A 15,215-nucleotide genomic window follows, 5' to 3' on the forward strand; every position below is an offset into this window, starting at 1 on the left:
TATGTGCACGATCCTGCAACTATGGGGGTTTCGATCGGTACCCGCGTGTGAGATGGTCACATCCGTGTCCTCGCCGAACGTGTTAGCCGCGATCGGAGTCGACGGGTTCGCTCGCTGTGGCGGGGACGTCCGACCCGTCCTCGAGCGGGCCTCGTCCGCGTTGCTGGACGAGTCGGCGCATCACCCGCGCCTGCGCCTTCTGGAGCAGCGTCGCGGCCGTACTCGAGGCGCAGTCCAGCCGCTCGGCGACGGCTTCGACGCCCGCCTCGCGGGGCACCTCGTAGTAGCCGACGTCGACGGCGGCCGCGACGGCCTCGAGTTGCCGTTCGGTGAGATCGCCGGTCAACGGCGCGTGATGGCGATCGTACTCCCCGATCGCCCGGACGGTGACGTCGATCTCGTCGGGAAGCCCCTCGAGCATCGCCTGGAGGTCCTCGCCGGCGCCGACGACGGTCATGTAGAACGCGGCCTCGGAATCGTAGATCACGGGCGGGACGATTACGAGATCGAGCGCGGCGAACGATTGCCGCCAGCGAACGTCCTCCTCGCGGGTCTCCTGACAGACGTAGACGTAGAACGAGTCCTCGTCGATCGGCGTCAGGTCGTACCAGCGGACCGACTCGACGGCCTCGATGGCCTCGACGTACGCTTCCCGGTCGGCCTCGGCGTAGAACAGTTCGTACTCGCGGTCGCCCTCCGGGCCGAGGATGTTCCACGTGCGCAGTTCCTCGTAGCGGACGGCGTCTTCCTCGCGGATGAACCGCTGCATGGGGTGGAGCATCCGATCGGGCTGGCGGAGTCGAACGTCGAGGTACTTCATCGGCAGTGAATCGATGACGGACCGGCTCGCACATAAATTCCCTAGTGTGTCCGTGAGAAGCGACAGATCGATCGCCGGCCGACGTGCGCACATGACGCTCGATAGAACACGGCTCCCGTCAGTCGATCCGATACAGTTGCGGACGCTCGAGTTGCCGACGATGGGGACGGTGGTGCACCGATGACCGACGCGCTGACGAGTGCAGTGTTCGTCGCCGGAGTCGGCCTCGCACTCGCGAACCTCACGGGAATCGTCGCCAGCGCGTTAGGCATGGTCTCGTACTGGCCGCCCGGCGAGCGCAACTGGAGCTACTACGTTCACTGGGGCATCTCGCACTCGCTCAACGTCGTCATGCTCGCGCTCACGTATCTCACCTGGAACAGCCTCGGCCTGCCGCGGGGGCCAACGCTTGCCGTCGGCGCCGCGCTGTTCGTCGCCGGCTACGCCGTCGCCATCGCGGCCGGACTGGACCTCGGCGTCGAGGAGACGAAGGGACTGGCCGGCGACCTACGAACCGGCGGCTGGTACCGCTACTCGAGGAATCCCCAGTACGTCGGCTACGTCGTCGCGACGGTCGGGTTCGCGCTGCTGGCGAACTCCGCGCCCGTGGCCGTCGTCTGCGCGATCTACCTGTTCTGGTGGCTCTCGCTGCCGTTCGCCGAGGAGCCGTGGCTGTGCGAGCGGTACGGCGAGGAGTACGAGCGGTACGCCGAGCGCGTGCCGCGGTTCGTCGGCAGCCGAACGGTTCGCGAACTCGTCGACGGTGAAAGCGAAAGCGACGACGAAACAGAAGAACTGTCTGTCAGCGACTGACGGGGCCGCGGTCAGTCCTGCAGGAAGTCAGGCTGGGTCCGCTGCTCCTCGATTTCGCTCTCGAGGTGCTCCCTGAACTCCTCGATCTCGACGTCGTATTCCTGATCCTCGAAGCGGTCCCGAACCGAGATGTTGCCGGCTTCTTCCTCGTTGTCGCCGACGATGATCTGGTAGGGAACGCGGTCGTCGTGGGCCGCGCGGATCTTGCGCTCGAGCGTGCTGTCGCGGTCGTCGACCTCGACGCGGAAGTCGTCGAACTCGTTGGCGACCTGGTGGGCGTAGCCGAGGTTCTCGTCGGAGATCGGCAGCACGCGGACCTGTTCGGGCGCGAGCCACAGCGGGAAGCGGCCCTCGTAGTGCTCGATGAGCATCATGAAGAACCGCTCATAGCTGCCGTACAGCGCGCGGTGGATCATGACCGGGCGGTGTTCCTCGTTGTCCTCGCCTACGTAGGAGAGGTCGAACCGCTCGGGCATGTTGAAGTCGAGTTGGACCGTCGGGCCGTCCCACGAGCGGCCGATGGCGTCCTCGAACGCGAAGTCGATCTTCGGCCCGTAGAAGGCGCCGTCGCCTTCCTCAACCTCGTACTCGTGGCCGTGATCTTCGAGGACGGACTCGAGTTGCGACTCGGCCTTCTCCCAGATCTCGTCGGAGCCGACCGACTTCTCGGGTCGCGTGGCCAGCGCCATCTCGTACTCGAGGTCGAACGTCTCGAGGACGTCCGTGATCATGTCCATGATCTGTTCGACCTCCTGCTCGATCTGGTCGGGGCGGACGAACAAGTGGCCGTCGTCGATGGTGAACGCCCAGACCCGCGAGAGGCCGGAGAGTTCGCCGCGCTGTTCCTTCCGATAGACCTTGCCGTTCTCGGCGTAGCGGATCGGGAGGTCACGATACGACCAGGACTGGTCCTGGAAGATGGCGGCGTGGCCGGGACAGTTCATCGGCTTCAGGCCGAACTCGTCGTCGCCGACGTCGAAGATGAACATGTCGTCCTGGTAGTTCTCGTAGTGGCCCGACCGGTGCCAGAGATCCGTCTTGAAGACGTGGGGCGTCTCGACGTACTCGTAGCCCGCGTCCTTGTTCAGGTCCTCGACGAAGTCCTCGAGTTCCTTGAGGACGGTCTTGCCGGGCGGATGGTAGAGGGGAAGGCCGGGGCCGGTGACGTCCTGGATCGAGAACAGGTTCATCTCGTTGCCGATCCGGCGGTGGTCGCGCTTCTCGGCCTCCCGTTTACGCTCGAGGAAGTCCTCGAGATCGCTCTCGTCCTCGAAGGCCGTCCCGTAGATGCGGGTCTGCATCTCGTTTTCTTCGTCGCCGCGCCAGTAGGCGCCGGCGATCTCGAGCAGTTTCACGGCGCCGATCTCGCCCGTCGAGTCGACGTGCGGCCCGGCACAGAGGTCCTCCCACTCGCCCTGCGAGTAGAAGGTGACCGTGTCGCCCTCCTCGGCGAACTCCTCGAGCAGTTCGAGCTTGTAAGGCTCGTCCTCGAGGCGCTGTTCGGCCTCCTCGATCGAGACCTCCTCGCGCTCGATCTCGTAGTCCTCCTCGACGATGGACTCCATCTCGGCCTCGAGGTCCTCGAGGTCGTCCTCGTCGACGTCCAGGTTGTCGAAGTCGTAGTAGAAGCCCTCGTCGGTCGGCGGCCCGATCGCGAGTTTGACCTCGTCCTCGTCGTACAGGCGCTCGACGGCCTGGGCGAGACAGTGCGCGGCGGAGTGGCGCATGACGTCGAGATACTCCTCGGACCCATCGGTGACGATCTCGAGTTCGGCGCCGTCGTAGACGGGTTCCTCCTTGGCGACGAGGTCGCCGTCTAACTTGCCGGCGACGGTGTCGCTGCCGAGGCCCGGCCCGATCTCGTAGGCGCAGTCCTCGACGGTCGCGCCGGCGTCGACTTCGAGTTCCGATCCGTCCGGCAGTACGACTGCGATCTGCTCCTGTGAATCTGATTCTGACATGTGTGGGTGTAGCTGTGGCTATGGCTGTAACTGATCCGGGAACTTCTGTGAGAAGTTCGGCGGGTGGTCCGCCCGGGCCGCTCGGCTCTGTCGGTCCTTCGACGGCGACACAGCGAGCGGTAGGTGTGGGTATGGATTAGAAGCGGGCAAACGCCCCTGTAAAGCGGACACCTACCATCGTGGATACGGGTAGTCTCGAGCAGGTTAAAAACGTTGTGATGGGCTGCGAACGCGGCGACGTCGGTCGTGGCGCCGCGTCGCTATCTTGCCCTTCGGGCAGTCGGTACCGAGACCGGTACTCGTTTCTCGCTGCCGTGCAACTGGTAGCGCATGGCAGCCGCCGTGCTCTTCGACCTCGACAATACGCTGTACCCGTACCCGCCGTGTAACCGCGCGGGACAAACCGCCGCGCTCGAGCGGGCCCAGGAGTTGGGGTACGACCTCGATCACGAGTCGTTCACCGAGTTCTACCAGGCGGGCCGCCGCGAGGTGAAACTCGACGCCGGCGGGACCGCCGCCTCCCACGAGCGCTACCTCTACTTCAAGCGCGCCCTCGAGCTCCACACCGGCGAACCGCAACCGGGCGACGCGCTGGCGCTCGGCGACGCCTACTGGAGCGCCTACCTCGAGGAGATGAGCCTCGTCCCGGACGCCAAAGCGACCCTCGAGGAACTGCAGGAGCGAGGCATCGATATCGCGATCACGACCAACCTCACGGCGGCGATTCAGCTCGCGAAACTCGAGGCGCTGGGGCTGACCGACGACGTCGACCTCGTGCTCACGTCCGAGGAGACCGGGCAGGAGAAGCCCGCGTCGGTCATGTTCACGCTGCCGCTCGCACGACTCGACTGCCGAGCGTCGGAGGCGGTGATGGTCGGCGACGACCTCGAGGCCGACATCGTCGGCGCGAACGCGGTCGGCCTCGAGACGGTGCTGTTCGATCCGAGCGAGGAGTCGGACGCGAACGAATCGGCGGAACGCGCTGCCGCGGAACGGGAAGCTGATCACAGCATAGATACTCTCGGAGACCTAACCGATCTAGTATCGTGATCCTCGAGACCGAGCGCCGAGCAGTCGTCGAGCACGCGTCCGAGTTGGCCGACCTCACGCCGGGTCGGACGGGGAACCTGAGCGTTCGCGGTCGCGGCGACGGCACCGACGCCGGACCCGGAGACGCCTTCGCGATCACCCCGACCGGCGTCCCCTACGACGGGTTCGACGCCGAAGACGTGCCGGTCGTCGCCACCGACGGCGAGCGACTGGCCGGGGAGATGGCCCCCAGCAGCGAGGTGCCGATGCACAGCGCCATCTACCGGCGCGAGGACGTCGGCGCGATCGTCCACACCCACTCGCCGTGGGCGACGGCGCTCGCCGTTGCAGATCAGCCGCTGCCGCCGATCCACTACATGATCGTCGCGGTCGGCAAACGGGTTCCGGTCGCCGAGTACGCCCCCTATGGGACCGACGAACTCGCCGAAAACATCGTGACCGCGATGACCGAAGCCGACTCGACGGCCGCGCTCATCGAGAACCACGGCCTCGTCGTCACCGCCCCCGATCTGGAGACCGCCCTCGAGAACACTCACCACGTCGAGAGCCTCGCGCGGCTCTACCTCGAGTCCCGGTCGGCGGGACTGGAACCGCAGCCGCTCTCGGACGACCAACTCGAGACGGTGCTCGAGCAGTTCGAGTCGTACGGGCAGTGAGAGCCGGCGGTAGCGCCGTCCAGGATAGTTATTCTCGGAGGTGCGGTCGAAACAGGTCGCCCTCGTGCAGGTTCGGCGGCAGCGTCTCGAACCACCGTGCCGCCCTGATCTCGTCCCGTTCGACGCCTAACTGCTCGGGGTCGGGAATATCTCCGTCTGCACGGGCCTCGAACACGAGGAACTGCGCCGACAGTCGAGTCTCGCCGTCCGCAGTCTCGCAAACGTACGTCTGATCGATCACGAACAGCGGATCGTCGATCGTCGCCTCGAGCCCCGTCTCCTCGCGCACCTCGCGCCGCGCGGCGTCGGCGGGGGCCTCGCCCGGTTCGACCGCGCCGCCGGGGACGATCCAGCCGTTAGACCAGCGGTTCTTGACGAGGGCGATCCGACCGTCGGAATCGGTGACGCGGGCGGCGGCCGTCAGTCCGGTTCCCTCGACGGTCCACTCCCGAAACGCCCCGAGGTTCGACGGCGAGAGGCTGATCGTCTGCTGCTCTCGCGGCACGTGCGACGGAACGTCGACGGTCATCCTGATCGCTCGAGGGTGAGTAGAAACGATGTCGCTGTGATCAGTCCCGCTCAGCGTCCGCCAGCAGCTCCTCCGCAGTCACCAGCGCCTCCATCTCGACGCCAGCGTCCTCGACGTTCTCGCGGCCGCCTTCCTGCCGGTCGACCACGACCAGCGCGCGCTCGACGGTCGCGCCCGCCTCGCGCAGCGCCTCGATCGCGTCCACGAGGCTCGTCCCGGTCGTCACGATGTCCTCTAAGACGACGACCTCCTCGCCCTCCTCGAGGCGGCCCTCGATCAGGTTGGCCGTGCCGTAGTCCTTGCGCTGCTTGCGCGCGATGACGTAGGGGGCGTCGGCCGCGACGCTCGTGGCCGCTGCAAGGGGAACGGCGCCCAGCGCGACGCCCGCGAGTTTGTCGTCGGGTTCGATCCGCTCGGCGAAGGCCTCGGCGATGGCCTCGAGGCAGGTCGGATCGGTCTCGAAGAGGTACTTGTCGACGTAGTACTCGCTGGTGCCGCCGTGGGAGAGTTCGAACTCGCCGAACTTGACGGCCTCCGCGTCTCGGAGCGCATCGATGAGTTCCTGGTTCGTCATTGCTCGAACGCGCGTGCCCCGACGAAATAAGCGGTGTGGAACCGCGCCGCGGATCGACCTGCCCCGGCTCCGACTACCAGGGTTCGCTCTTCAGGCCGAGCTTGTACGCGATCACGTTCGTCGAGACGTGCAGGATCGGCGTGACCACGACGACGACGAGAATGACGTCCCACGTGAACACGTCGCGGAACCAGTCGGTCGCGAGCAGGGCGGTCAGCGGCAGGGAGACGACCACGAAGTCGAGCTGGTCGAGTCCGGGGAACATCGCACCGCGCTGGCGGCCGGTCCGGCGCTTGAGAAAGGACGCGAGGATGTCGCCGAGCATCGCCCCGGCGGCGAGGCCGAGGGCCGCGAGCGGCTCGAACCCGGGCACGTCGAACCCGAGCGCGTCGCTGACGGCCGGCGCGAGAACGGTCAGCGCGGCCGCCAGCGCGAGCCCCGCGAGAATCCCCGTCGCCGTACCGCGCCAGGTCTTCCCGTCCCCGAGGACCCGCCGGTCGCCCCAGGTGCGGCCGCCGTCGATCGGTCGCCCGCCGCCGGCCAGCACCGCGGCGTTGTTGGGGACGTAGGCCGGCAGCATCGCCCAGAAGGCGACGACGACAGTCTCGAGTAGCGTCATATCCGCGGGGACGAACCCCCGCGTCTTAATCGCCGGTGGTTTCCCGTCGCCGCGGCGGGGCCGATAGCAATGTCGAGTCGCCGGCGAGCGATGAGTCCCGCTCGAGCGCACCGCGGCCGTCGCCCGTACCGGTCCGCTGCACGTACTTTCACGGACACCAAACACCTTACGTCCGGCCGTCGATACCTCGGCTATGATTCCGCCGATCGCGGACCGGTTCGTCGCGGGCGAGTCGCCCGCGGAAGCCCTCGAGCACGTCCGCCGGCTCAACGGCCGCAACGTCAAGGCGATCGTCAACCTGCTGGGCGAACACTACGACGAGCGCCCGCCCGTCCGCTCGGACGCGGCGGAGTACCGGGCGCTGGTCGGCGACATCGCGGGCTCGAACCTCGAGGCCTGCATCTCGGTCAAGCCGACCCAGCTGGGGCTGGGCCTCGGCGAGGACGTGTTCCGCGAGGAGCTCGCCGGCGTCGTCGAGGCGGCGGCCGACCGCGACGTCTTCGTCTGGATCGACATGGAGGATCACGCGACCACCGACGCGACGCTCGACGCCTTCGAGGACCTCGCCCGCGAGTATGACGGCGGTGTGGGGGTCTGTGTCCAGGCGAATCTCAAGCGGACCCGCGACGACGTCGAACGGCTCGCCGACGTCCCCGGAAAGGTCCGCTTCGTCAAGGGCGCCTACGACGAGCCGGCCGATATCGCCTACAAGGACGCCGAGCGGGTCAACCGCGAGTACGAGGCGCTGCTCGAGTACGCCTTCGCACACTACGGCGACGGGCCGACGATCGCGGTCGGGAGCCACGATCCGGCGATGATCGAGCGCGCGATCGCGTTACACGACGAGTACGGCACCGACGTGGAGTTTCAGATGCTCATGGGCGTCCGCGAGGACGCGCAGTACGAGCTCGCTACGGAGTATCCGGTCTGGCAGTACGTGCCCTACGGCCCGCGCTGGAAGTCGTACTTCTACCGGCGCGCGATGGAACGGACGGAGAACCTGCGGTTCGCCCTCCGGGCGGTGCTCGGGCGCTAAAGGGAAGGGCTCATTAGCCCATGGTGAGAGTCACACCACATGGCTTCGTGGAAGCGGGACTTCGCGAGCGGGCTCATCGTCCTCGGCCCGATTCTCGTCACTCTCTACGCCCTCTACTGGCTCTACGGCCTCATAGCCGGCGTCACGCCCGGGATTATACTCAAACCCGAAGCGCTCGAGCCGCTCGGCAACGCGCAAACGCGAGAACAGCTCGCCCAGTTCCTGCGGGTCGTCGTCGCGCTGACCGTCTTTACGATCCTCACCTTTTCCGTCGGCTACCTCATGCGGACCACCGTTGGGAGCCTCGTCGAACGGCTCCTCGACAACGTCGCGAACCGCGTTCCCGTCATCCGCGTCGTCTACAACGCGTCGAAGATGGCCGCCGAAACTGCCTTCGGCGAACAGGAATCCCTCCAGAAGCCGGTCAAACTCGAGGTGTGGGAGGGGCTCCGGATGACGGCGTTCAAGACGGGGAAGGTGACCGACGACGGGCGCGAGATCCTGTTCCTGCCGACGTCGCCGAACATCACGACCGGGTACGTCATCGAGGTGAAGCCCGATCGGATCGACGAACTCGACGAGGACGTCGAAGACGCGCTGACGCGGATCCTGAGCGCCGGGTTCGGCGACGCGGACCGAACCCGGGGGATGGACGCCGGCGTTTCGATCGACGTCGTCGACGAGGCGACGGGCTCGACGAAGAAGAACGCAGAGGCGTCGGACGCCGACGATTAACGACCGCGCTACTGCTCGTCTCGCCGTCGTCCCTGGGTCATGAACGCGAGCGCCGCGCCGAACAGCGCGCCGTTCTTGAGGAAGTGGGTGAGCTCCTGCTGTTTCTCCGTCTCGTCGTCCGCGTTCCAGAAGTCGTGCATCACGGGCGTCGTCCCCGCGAGGAAGCCCGCGATCGCGGCCGCGCCCGCGGCCGGCCGGCGCCACAGCGCCACGCCGAGCCCGCCGGCCAGCAGCGCCGTGCTGATCGCGGGGACCGACCGCTCGGGCGCCGGTGCGTCCTTGGCGTCGGCGTACTGGACCCGCTCCTCTAAGTTCCGGAGGTTGTCCGCCGCGGTGAACGCGAGGATGCCGCCGAAGATGGCACGGCCGAGGCGGAACAGCGGATCGTCGGCGATCGAGTCGGTCTCCCCGCCGGCGCTCGTACCCGGCCGGGAGACGGATTCGGTCTCGGATCGTCCTCGAGAACGCGAGCGCGAGCGCGGTAGCTGGAGTAGTGATCGCATCACTCGAGAGACGACGATCCGACCGGTTAGTTTTCGACGTGGCATTTGCGTGGCGCTCTCCTCCCCGCGTTCGGCGGTGTCGATCCTGACGCCTGGACTCCTCGCGACGGACCCGTCGCGGACACCTCGAGCGAAGGGGAAACGGAAAACGGAGCGATCGGTCGCGATACCGGTAGTCGACGGTGCCGGCGAACAGACGCCGTCAGGTCAGACGTACTCGAACCACTCGTCGTACTCGTCGGTCTTGCGCTCGACGACGTCGAAGAATTTCGACTGGATGTCCTCGGTGACCGGCCCGCGGGAGCCGTCGCCGACGACGACGTTGTCGACCTTCCGGATCGGCGTCACCTCGGCCGCGGAGCCGGTGAAGAACAGCTCGTCGGCCGTGTGGAGTTCGCCCCGCGAGATCGAGACGTTGTCATGGACGGTGTAGCCCAGATCCTCCGCGAGTTCGATCACGGTGTCGCGGGTGATGCCGTCGAGGATCGACTCCGAGAGGCCGGGCGTGTAGATCTCGCCGTCGCGCACGAGAAAGAGGTTCTCGCCGGGGCCTTCGGCGACGTGGCCCTCCTTGTTGAGGACGATCGCCTCGGCGAAGCCGTTGCGGCGGGCCTCCTCGCCCGCGAGCATGCTGTTGACGTACAGCCCCGTCGTCTTGGCGTTGGTCGGGATCTGGCTCGAGGCGTGCTTGCGCCACGAGGAGATCATCACCTCGATCCCTTCCTCCAGGGCTTCCTCGCCGAGGTAGGCGCCCCAGGGCCAGACCGCGATGGCGGTTCGGGTGGGGCAGTCCTTCGGGCTCACGCCCAGCGAGTTGTAGCCGTAGAAGGCGATCGGCCGGATGTAACAGGACTCGAGGTCCTGCCGTTGGATGAGCTCCTTGGTCGCCTCGGTGAGCTCCGCTTTGGTGAAGTCGATGTCCATGTCGTAGGGCTTGGCAGAGTGGAAGAGCCGCTCTAAGTGCTCCTCCCAGCGGAAGATCGCCGGCCCGTTTTCGGTGTCGTAGCAGCGCGCGCCCTCGAAGACCCCGCTCCCGTAGTGGAGGCCGTGGGTGAGCACGTGGACCTGCGCCTCGTCCCAGTCGACGAACTCGCCGTCCATCCAGATCGTATCGACGTCCATCTCGTCGAATCCCATTATCTGGTGTGTTGAAATCCACCGTACTAAGTGTTCGCGATTCGTGGAGCCCGATCTCCACCGTCGGGCGCGACTCGAGGGGGGGAGGGGATGCGCGGATTTCGACTCGAGGACGGAGTCGGGGACGGGGACAGTTGGGGACGGTCGCCGACGAGAACGAGAGCGGGACTACGCCGACTCGGATCCGGACGCGTCCTCGAGTAACTCGTCGACGAGTCGGGTAAACCGGTCGACGAGTCGGTCGGGAACGGTCGGTTCCACCGCCGCGAGCAACTCGCCGGTCCGTTCGGGCGCGGCGAGTTCGAGCGTGACTCGGTTCCGATCGTCGTACCGCTTCTCGACGATACCGTGTTCGACGAGCCGGTCGAGGTGATACTCGAGGGTGCTCCGGGCGATGTCGAGGGCGTCGGCGACCGCCTCGGGAGCGGCCGGTTCCTCGTCGATCAGGTGGACGACGATGTCGCGAGTCGTTTCGCGACGGAACAGCGCCAGCGCGGCGCGCTCCCACTCGTCGTACTCGGGGGGATAGTAGTGGGTGCGGCCGTAGAACTCCTCGCGAACGAGGGCGTCCTCGTCGAGCAGCCGGCGGACGTGGTACTGGATCTGGCCCGGCGCGAACTCCGATTCGCGGACGAGCTCGTTGAAGTGAATGCCGGCGTTCGACTGGACGTGCGCTCGGATCGTACGTCGAGTATCGGTCATGGCAGTGATTGCGGCTCCGATCGGTACTCGCGGCTAGCGATGCCGGACTGATAACGGGTCCCGCCCGTTCCCGGTATTTGAGAACGGGTCGTACGACGGGTCTCGATGGCGGGATCGAACTACGGGAACCGCGGTAATCGAGGCGCAGCCTGCAACTGCAGGCAGCGAGCGGATCCGTGCGTTCCGGGCGACGAGCGGCGCGATTCGGCTACCCGACCGAAGCACATACGTGACTCACCCGCCGATGTAGGATAGCGGCGATGGCCTACACGAATCCGTTCGACGTCGGGTGGCTGGACCCGAAGCTCGCGCCGGTATTACTCGCCATCATCATCTTAGCCGTCGCCGGGACGACGATCCTTTTCGCGTGCGGCGTCATCGCGTACTCGCGGCGCCGATCACGCCGGTACCTGCTGATCACGATCGTTCTGGGCCTGCTCGTCGCGCGGTCGATCACCGGCCTCGGGACCGTGTTCGGAGTCGTGCCGATGACGGTCCACCACCTCGTCGAACACAGCTTCGACTTCACGATCGCCGTGCTCGTTCTCTACGCGGTCTACCGGAGCGGCTCCGACGCCGATCCGACCGGCCTCGAGTCCGAGGGCGACTGATGCCGCCTCGTCGCGGTCGATCAGCCGAGCCGCTCGAGGACGTCCCGCCCCTCGAGGTAGACGAAGTCGTGGCGCTGCGCGTAGGAACGGGCGTCGGCCGGCGAGAGCGCCTCGCCGGTCTCGTCGTCCAGCATCTCGCAGACGACGACCGCCGGTGGGAGGTCGGCGGCGTCAGCGAGGGCGACGCCGAGTTCGGTGTGTCCCTCCCGCTGGGCGAGCAGGTCGGGCGCGGCCTTCAGCAGGTGGACATGGCCGGGGACGCGGAACTCCGCGGCGAAGTCGGTGTCCGTGGGCGCAGCGGCGGCCTCGCCGAGCGCCCGGATCGTCGTCGAGCGGTCGTTGTCGGTGATGCCGGTGTAGGTGTCCCGGTGGTTGACCGTCAGCGAGAACGACGAGCGGTCGTCGTACGCGAGGTCGTGGGAGCCGGCCGCGGGGTGGTCGACCTCCTCGGTGTAGAAGGGGAGATCGAACGCCTCCGCGACCGCGTGGCCCAGGGCGACGCAGACGAGGCCGCCGGCGTCGTTGCGCAGGCGCGCGACGGCCGCGGGCGTGACCGCGTCGGCGTGGTAGATCAGGTCCGTCTCGCCCTCGCGGTCGGCCGCGTCGTGGACGAGGATCGGCTCGCCGGCCCGCAGCGCCTCGAGGGCCTCGTCGACGCCGTCGGCGTCGGCCGTGGCCGCGCTAGCGGTGTCGCCGTCGGCGGTGACGTCGGCGTCCGCGTTCGAGTTCGCGTTCGCGTTCGACCGCGGCCCCGCGTGTCGACCCGTCATTCGCGATCACCCACCGAGACGGTGACGTGATCGCCGTCCTCGAGCCCGAGTTCGTCCCGCAGTTTGTCCGGTGCGATGACCTCGAGCTGGTCCTCGTCGTGGTGGGTGCGCTCGGGGGCGATCGTGTGGGCTCCCTCGTAGGTCTCGCCGTCGCTCGTCTCGATCGTCGCGGGGTAGCAGACGGCAGGGCCGTAGGTCCGGTCGTCGTCCTCCCAGCCGTCGATCGGCACCGGCTCGAGCGAGGAGACGGCGCTGCGCCGGCGGACGCTGTCCTCGCGCAGGTCGACGTTCAGCGTGCCGGGGAACGGCTCGTAGCCTAGCCGCTCCTCGAACTGGCGGCTGTAGCCGGGCAGCGAGATGTAGTGGCGACCCTCGCCCATGCCGCTGGTGACGGTCCCCTCGAGTTCGACCTCGGCGTCCGCCTCGAAGATGCGCCGGTAGTCCTCGTACTCGGCGTGGAGGACGCGCTCGCCGTCCTCGGTGATCGCGACCCACTGGCCGTCGCTGACGGTGTCGCGCTCGAGCAGGGCCGCGCTCTCTAACCGTTGGAGGCGCCGCGAGGCGGTCTGGTTCGACGCGTCGAGCCGATCCGCGAGGCGGGAACAGGAAATCTTGACGTCGCCCTCGAGTCCGCCCTCGAGCGCCAGCAGCTTGAGAACGGCGAGTTCGTCGTGGCCGACGGCGGACTCAGTTGTCAGTGACATAGCTGTACGTTAGCGCCGGCCTCCCAAAAGTATACCGAATATGGAATGCGTAACACAACTGTTACGCTGTTGTCGACGGTTCACTCTCCACTCCGAACCCGCAGGTGGAAAAGCCACCGGTTGTCCCGGCGCTTGCCGGTATCGGTCGGACTCGATTGGGGGTCGTCCAGCCACCCGAACCTACAGTTCGGTCGCCGCGTACGCCTCGAGGGCGGCGACGCGCTCCGGATCGAACGTCCAGAAGCCGTCCCAGATCCGCGGCTCGGTCTCGAGACACAGCAGGGCGGCGGGGTCGGGATCGGTCGCCGGATCGGCGGGATCGTAGACGACGAACCACCCGTTCCGGTACTCCTCGCCCGTTCCGGTATGGATCGTCACGTCCAGTTCGTCGGTCACGCCGCTCTCGTCGGGCGTCCCGTACACGTGAACGTCGACGGCCGCCCGCTCGAGTTCCGCGTAGACCTCCAGCGTGCCGATCTCGTCGTCGAGCCGCGAGAGGTGCTGGAACGCCGCCCGGAGCGTGCCGCTGTCGGCCCGCCAGGCGCGCTGTTCGATGTACCGCGAGAGCAACACGAGGACCAGTTTCTCGTTGTGGGCGAGCGGATACCCCCGCAGGCGCAGGCGGGTGTCCGCGAGGTTCGCGAGGACGTCGGGGAGCTCGATCTCGCCGAGGCCGCGCGCGCCGGTCGTAAAGAGATCGGAGTTGATCGCGAGCAGCGAGTCGTAGAGTTCGTCCATGGCGGAGGCCGCGACCGGCGTGCCGTCCTCGAGGAGCACGACGACGGTGTCGTCCGCGGGAGGCGACCCGGACCCGGACTCGAGACCGAGATCGCGATCGAGGTCGAGCGCCGCTGCCGACTCGCTCGACTCGACCTCGACCGGCGTCTCCGCGAACGTCTCCGCGAGCATTCCCTTGAGCGGCTCGGCCGCGTCGCCGACGACGGCCAGCGCGTGATCGGGGGAGCCGACGTCCTCGAGAAACGAGCGGAGGCTCACTCGCGGTTTGTTTTCCCGTTATTTCCTTAAGTGTTCTCGCCGACCGACGGTTCGGCTTCGGACGGACGCCGATCGGTATAACCGGAGCCAAATCGACTATGGTGCTCGTCTCTAAACGCGGTGGTATATGGGGGACTCGACGGCGCCACGCGACCACATCTCGTTTCTCGTTCGATCGGACGCGCGGATCGACATCCTGACGCGGCTCTTCGAGTCGGGACCGGCGACCCAACGCGAACTGCGGACCGAACTGGACATCTCGCGGTCGACGGTCGCCCGGTCGCTCTCCGCGCTGGACCAGCGCCGCTGGCTCGAGCGCCACGGGGACGACTACCGGCTGACGCCCGTCGGAACGCTCGTCGCCGAGGGGTTTCTGGACTTCGCTGGGAACCTCCGCACGGCCGAGGAGCTCTCGCCGTTCCTCGAGTGGTTTCCGCTCTCGGAGTACGACCTCGAGATCGACCAGCTCGAAGGGGCGGAGATTACCCCCTCGACCCCAGGCGATCCGTACAAACCGGGCCGCACGCAGACGGAGTTCATGCGGTCGACGAGCCGATTTCGAGCGTTCCTCCCGTCGACCGAACTCGAGGGGACCAAGCTCCTCCACGAGCGGGTCACGAACGGCGACCTCGAGGCGGAGGTAATCGTCTCCCCGGAGGTCGAACGGACGATCGAGTCGGCGTCGTTCGCCCCGCTGTACCGCGAGCAGCTCCGGACCGATCGGCTGACGGTCTTCGTGTCGGACGAGCCGCTCCCGTTTTACCTCGGCATCGACGACGAGCGGACGGTTCAGCTCGGCGTGGAGGACGACGAGGGGTTCCCGCGGGCCCTGCTGGAAACGACCGAGCCGTCGGTCGCGGCGTGGGCGACCGAACTGTACCGGGAGCACCGGTCGAACGCTCGCCGCAAACCGTACGCGGCGTTCGAGGACCAGTCCGGTCGGTGACCGGTTATTACCGTCCGTCGTGCACGCCCTGCAACAGTCTCACCGGGTAACAT

The 15,215-nt window shown here is 67.1% G+C and carries 18 protein-coding genes; 7 read left to right on the top strand and 11 right to left on the bottom strand.

Annotated elements, in window-relative coordinates; all coding sequences use genetic code 11:
• Window positions 1-82: 82 nt before the first annotated feature.
• Window positions 83-820 (bottom strand): helix-turn-helix domain-containing protein, encoded by a 738-nt coding sequence (locus ACYQ26_RS09100; protein ID WP_459808579.1) that lies wholly within the window; start codon window positions 818-820, stop codon window positions 83-85.
• Window positions 821-1,000: 180 nt separating this feature from the next.
• On the opposite strand from ACYQ26_RS09100, the gene ACYQ26_RS09105 reads away from it, so the two are divergent.
• Window positions 1,001-1,633, top strand: coding sequence for a methyltransferase family protein (locus ACYQ26_RS09105; RefSeq protein WP_459808580.1), 633 nt, complete (start codon window positions 1,001-1,003; stop codon window positions 1,631-1,633).
• Between the two features lie 11 nt (window positions 1,634-1,644).
• Here ACYQ26_RS09105 and thrS read toward each other — a convergent pair whose 3' ends face one another.
• Window positions 1,645-3,594: a threonine--tRNA ligase gene (gene thrS / locus ACYQ26_RS09110; RefSeq protein ID WP_459808581.1), complete on the bottom strand. Its 1,950-nt coding sequence runs from the start codon at window positions 3,592-3,594 to the stop codon at window positions 1,645-1,647.
• 330 nt (window positions 3,595-3,924) lie between these two features.
• On the opposite strand from thrS, the gene ACYQ26_RS09115 reads away from it, so the two are divergent.
• On the top strand, window positions 3,925-4,644 hold the full coding sequence (locus ACYQ26_RS09115) for a ribulose-1,5-bisphosphate 5-phosphatase (protein ID WP_459808582.1): 720 nt from the start codon (window positions 3,925-3,927) through the stop codon (window positions 4,642-4,644).
• The gene (locus ACYQ26_RS09120) at window positions 4,641-5,300 is read left to right on the top strand and encodes a ribulose-1-phosphate aldolase (RefSeq protein ID WP_459808583.1); all 660 of its coding nucleotides are present in this window, start codon (window positions 4,641-4,643) and stop codon (window positions 5,298-5,300) included. Before ACYQ26_RS09115 ends, ACYQ26_RS09120 begins: the two co-directional genes overlap by 4 nt.
• A 28-nt stretch (window positions 5,301-5,328) precedes the next feature.
• Here ACYQ26_RS09120 and ACYQ26_RS09125 read toward each other — a convergent pair whose 3' ends face one another.
• The 3 genes from ACYQ26_RS09125 to ACYQ26_RS09135 all read right to left on the bottom strand — a co-directional run bounded on the left by ACYQ26_RS09125 (window position 5,329) and on the right by ACYQ26_RS09135 (window position 7,022).
• Window positions 5,329-5,829, bottom strand: a complete 501-nt coding sequence (locus ACYQ26_RS09125; protein ID WP_459808584.1) for an NUDIX hydrolase — start codon at window positions 5,827-5,829, stop codon at window positions 5,329-5,331.
• 40 nt (window positions 5,830-5,869) lie between these two features.
• Complete coding sequence (pyrE, locus tag ACYQ26_RS09130) at window positions 5,870-6,403, bottom strand: orotate phosphoribosyltransferase (RefSeq protein ID WP_459808585.1); 534 nt, start codon at window positions 6,401-6,403, stop codon at window positions 5,870-5,872.
• Between the two features lie 73 nt (window positions 6,404-6,476).
• On the bottom strand, window positions 6,477-7,022 hold the full coding sequence (locus ACYQ26_RS09135) for a CDP-2,3-bis-(O-geranylgeranyl)-sn-glycerol synthase (RefSeq protein ID WP_459808586.1): 546 nt from the start codon (window positions 7,020-7,022) through the stop codon (window positions 6,477-6,479).
• A 193-nt stretch (window positions 7,023-7,215) separates the two neighbouring features.
• Between ACYQ26_RS09135 and ACYQ26_RS09140 the strand changes: the two genes are divergently transcribed.
• A complete protein-coding gene (locus tag ACYQ26_RS09140; protein WP_459808587.1) occupies window positions 7,216-8,058 on the top strand; it encodes a proline dehydrogenase family protein in 843 nt (280 codons plus the stop codon).
• A 39-nt stretch (window positions 8,059-8,097) separates the two neighbouring features.
• The gene (locus ACYQ26_RS09145; protein ID WP_459808588.1) at window positions 8,098-8,793 is read left to right on the top strand and encodes a DUF502 domain-containing protein; all 696 of its coding nucleotides are present in this window, start codon (window positions 8,098-8,100) and stop codon (window positions 8,791-8,793) included.
• An 8-nt stretch (window positions 8,794-8,801) separates the two neighbouring features.
• Here ACYQ26_RS09145 and ACYQ26_RS09150 read toward each other — a convergent pair whose 3' ends face one another.
• From ACYQ26_RS09150 to ACYQ26_RS09160, 3 genes are all read right to left on the bottom strand, one after another.
• Window positions 8,802-9,296, bottom strand: a complete 495-nt coding sequence (locus ACYQ26_RS09150; protein ID WP_459808589.1) for a DoxX family protein — start codon at window positions 9,294-9,296, stop codon at window positions 8,802-8,804.
• Window positions 9,297-9,503: 207 nt separating this feature from the next.
• Window positions 9,504-10,433 (bottom strand): branched-chain amino acid transaminase, encoded by a 930-nt coding sequence (locus ACYQ26_RS09155; RefSeq protein WP_459808590.1) that lies wholly within the window; start codon window positions 10,431-10,433, stop codon window positions 9,504-9,506.
• A 168-nt stretch (window positions 10,434-10,601) separates the two neighbouring features.
• Window positions 10,602-11,135, bottom strand: a complete 534-nt coding sequence (locus ACYQ26_RS09160; protein WP_459808591.1) for a winged helix-turn-helix transcriptional regulator — start codon at window positions 11,133-11,135, stop codon at window positions 10,602-10,604.
• Between the two features lie 260 nt (window positions 11,136-11,395).
• On the opposite strand from ACYQ26_RS09160, the gene ACYQ26_RS09165 reads away from it, so the two are divergent.
• A complete protein-coding gene (locus ACYQ26_RS09165) occupies window positions 11,396-11,746 on the top strand; it encodes a DUF7471 family protein (RefSeq protein WP_459808592.1) in 351 nt (116 codons plus the stop codon).
• Between the two features lie 20 nt (window positions 11,747-11,766).
• Here ACYQ26_RS09165 and ribB read toward each other — a convergent pair whose 3' ends face one another.
• From ribB to ACYQ26_RS09180, 3 genes are all read right to left on the bottom strand, one after another.
• Window positions 11,767-12,516 (bottom strand): 3,4-dihydroxy-2-butanone-4-phosphate synthase, encoded by a 750-nt coding sequence (gene ribB / locus ACYQ26_RS09170; RefSeq protein WP_459808593.1) that lies wholly within the window; start codon window positions 12,514-12,516, stop codon window positions 11,767-11,769.
• A complete protein-coding gene (locus tag ACYQ26_RS09175) occupies window positions 12,513-13,220 on the bottom strand; it encodes a DUF120 domain-containing protein (RefSeq protein WP_459808594.1) in 708 nt (235 codons plus the stop codon). The genes ribB and ACYQ26_RS09175 overlap by 4 nt, the downstream gene beginning before the upstream one ends.
• Before the next feature lie 180 nt (window positions 13,221-13,400).
• Window positions 13,401-14,216, bottom strand: a complete 816-nt coding sequence (locus ACYQ26_RS09180) for a DICT sensory domain-containing protein (RefSeq protein ID WP_459808595.1) — start codon at window positions 14,214-14,216, stop codon at window positions 13,401-13,403.
• Window positions 14,217-14,343: 127 nt separating this feature from the next.
• On the opposite strand from ACYQ26_RS09180, the gene ACYQ26_RS09185 reads away from it, so the two are divergent.
• Window positions 14,344-15,162 (top strand): helix-turn-helix transcriptional regulator, encoded by an 819-nt coding sequence (locus ACYQ26_RS09185; protein ID WP_459808596.1) that lies wholly within the window; start codon window positions 14,344-14,346, stop codon window positions 15,160-15,162.
• The last annotated feature ends 53 nt before the right edge of the window (window positions 15,163-15,215 follow it).

This window comes from Halopiger thermotolerans (assembly GCF_054654555.1).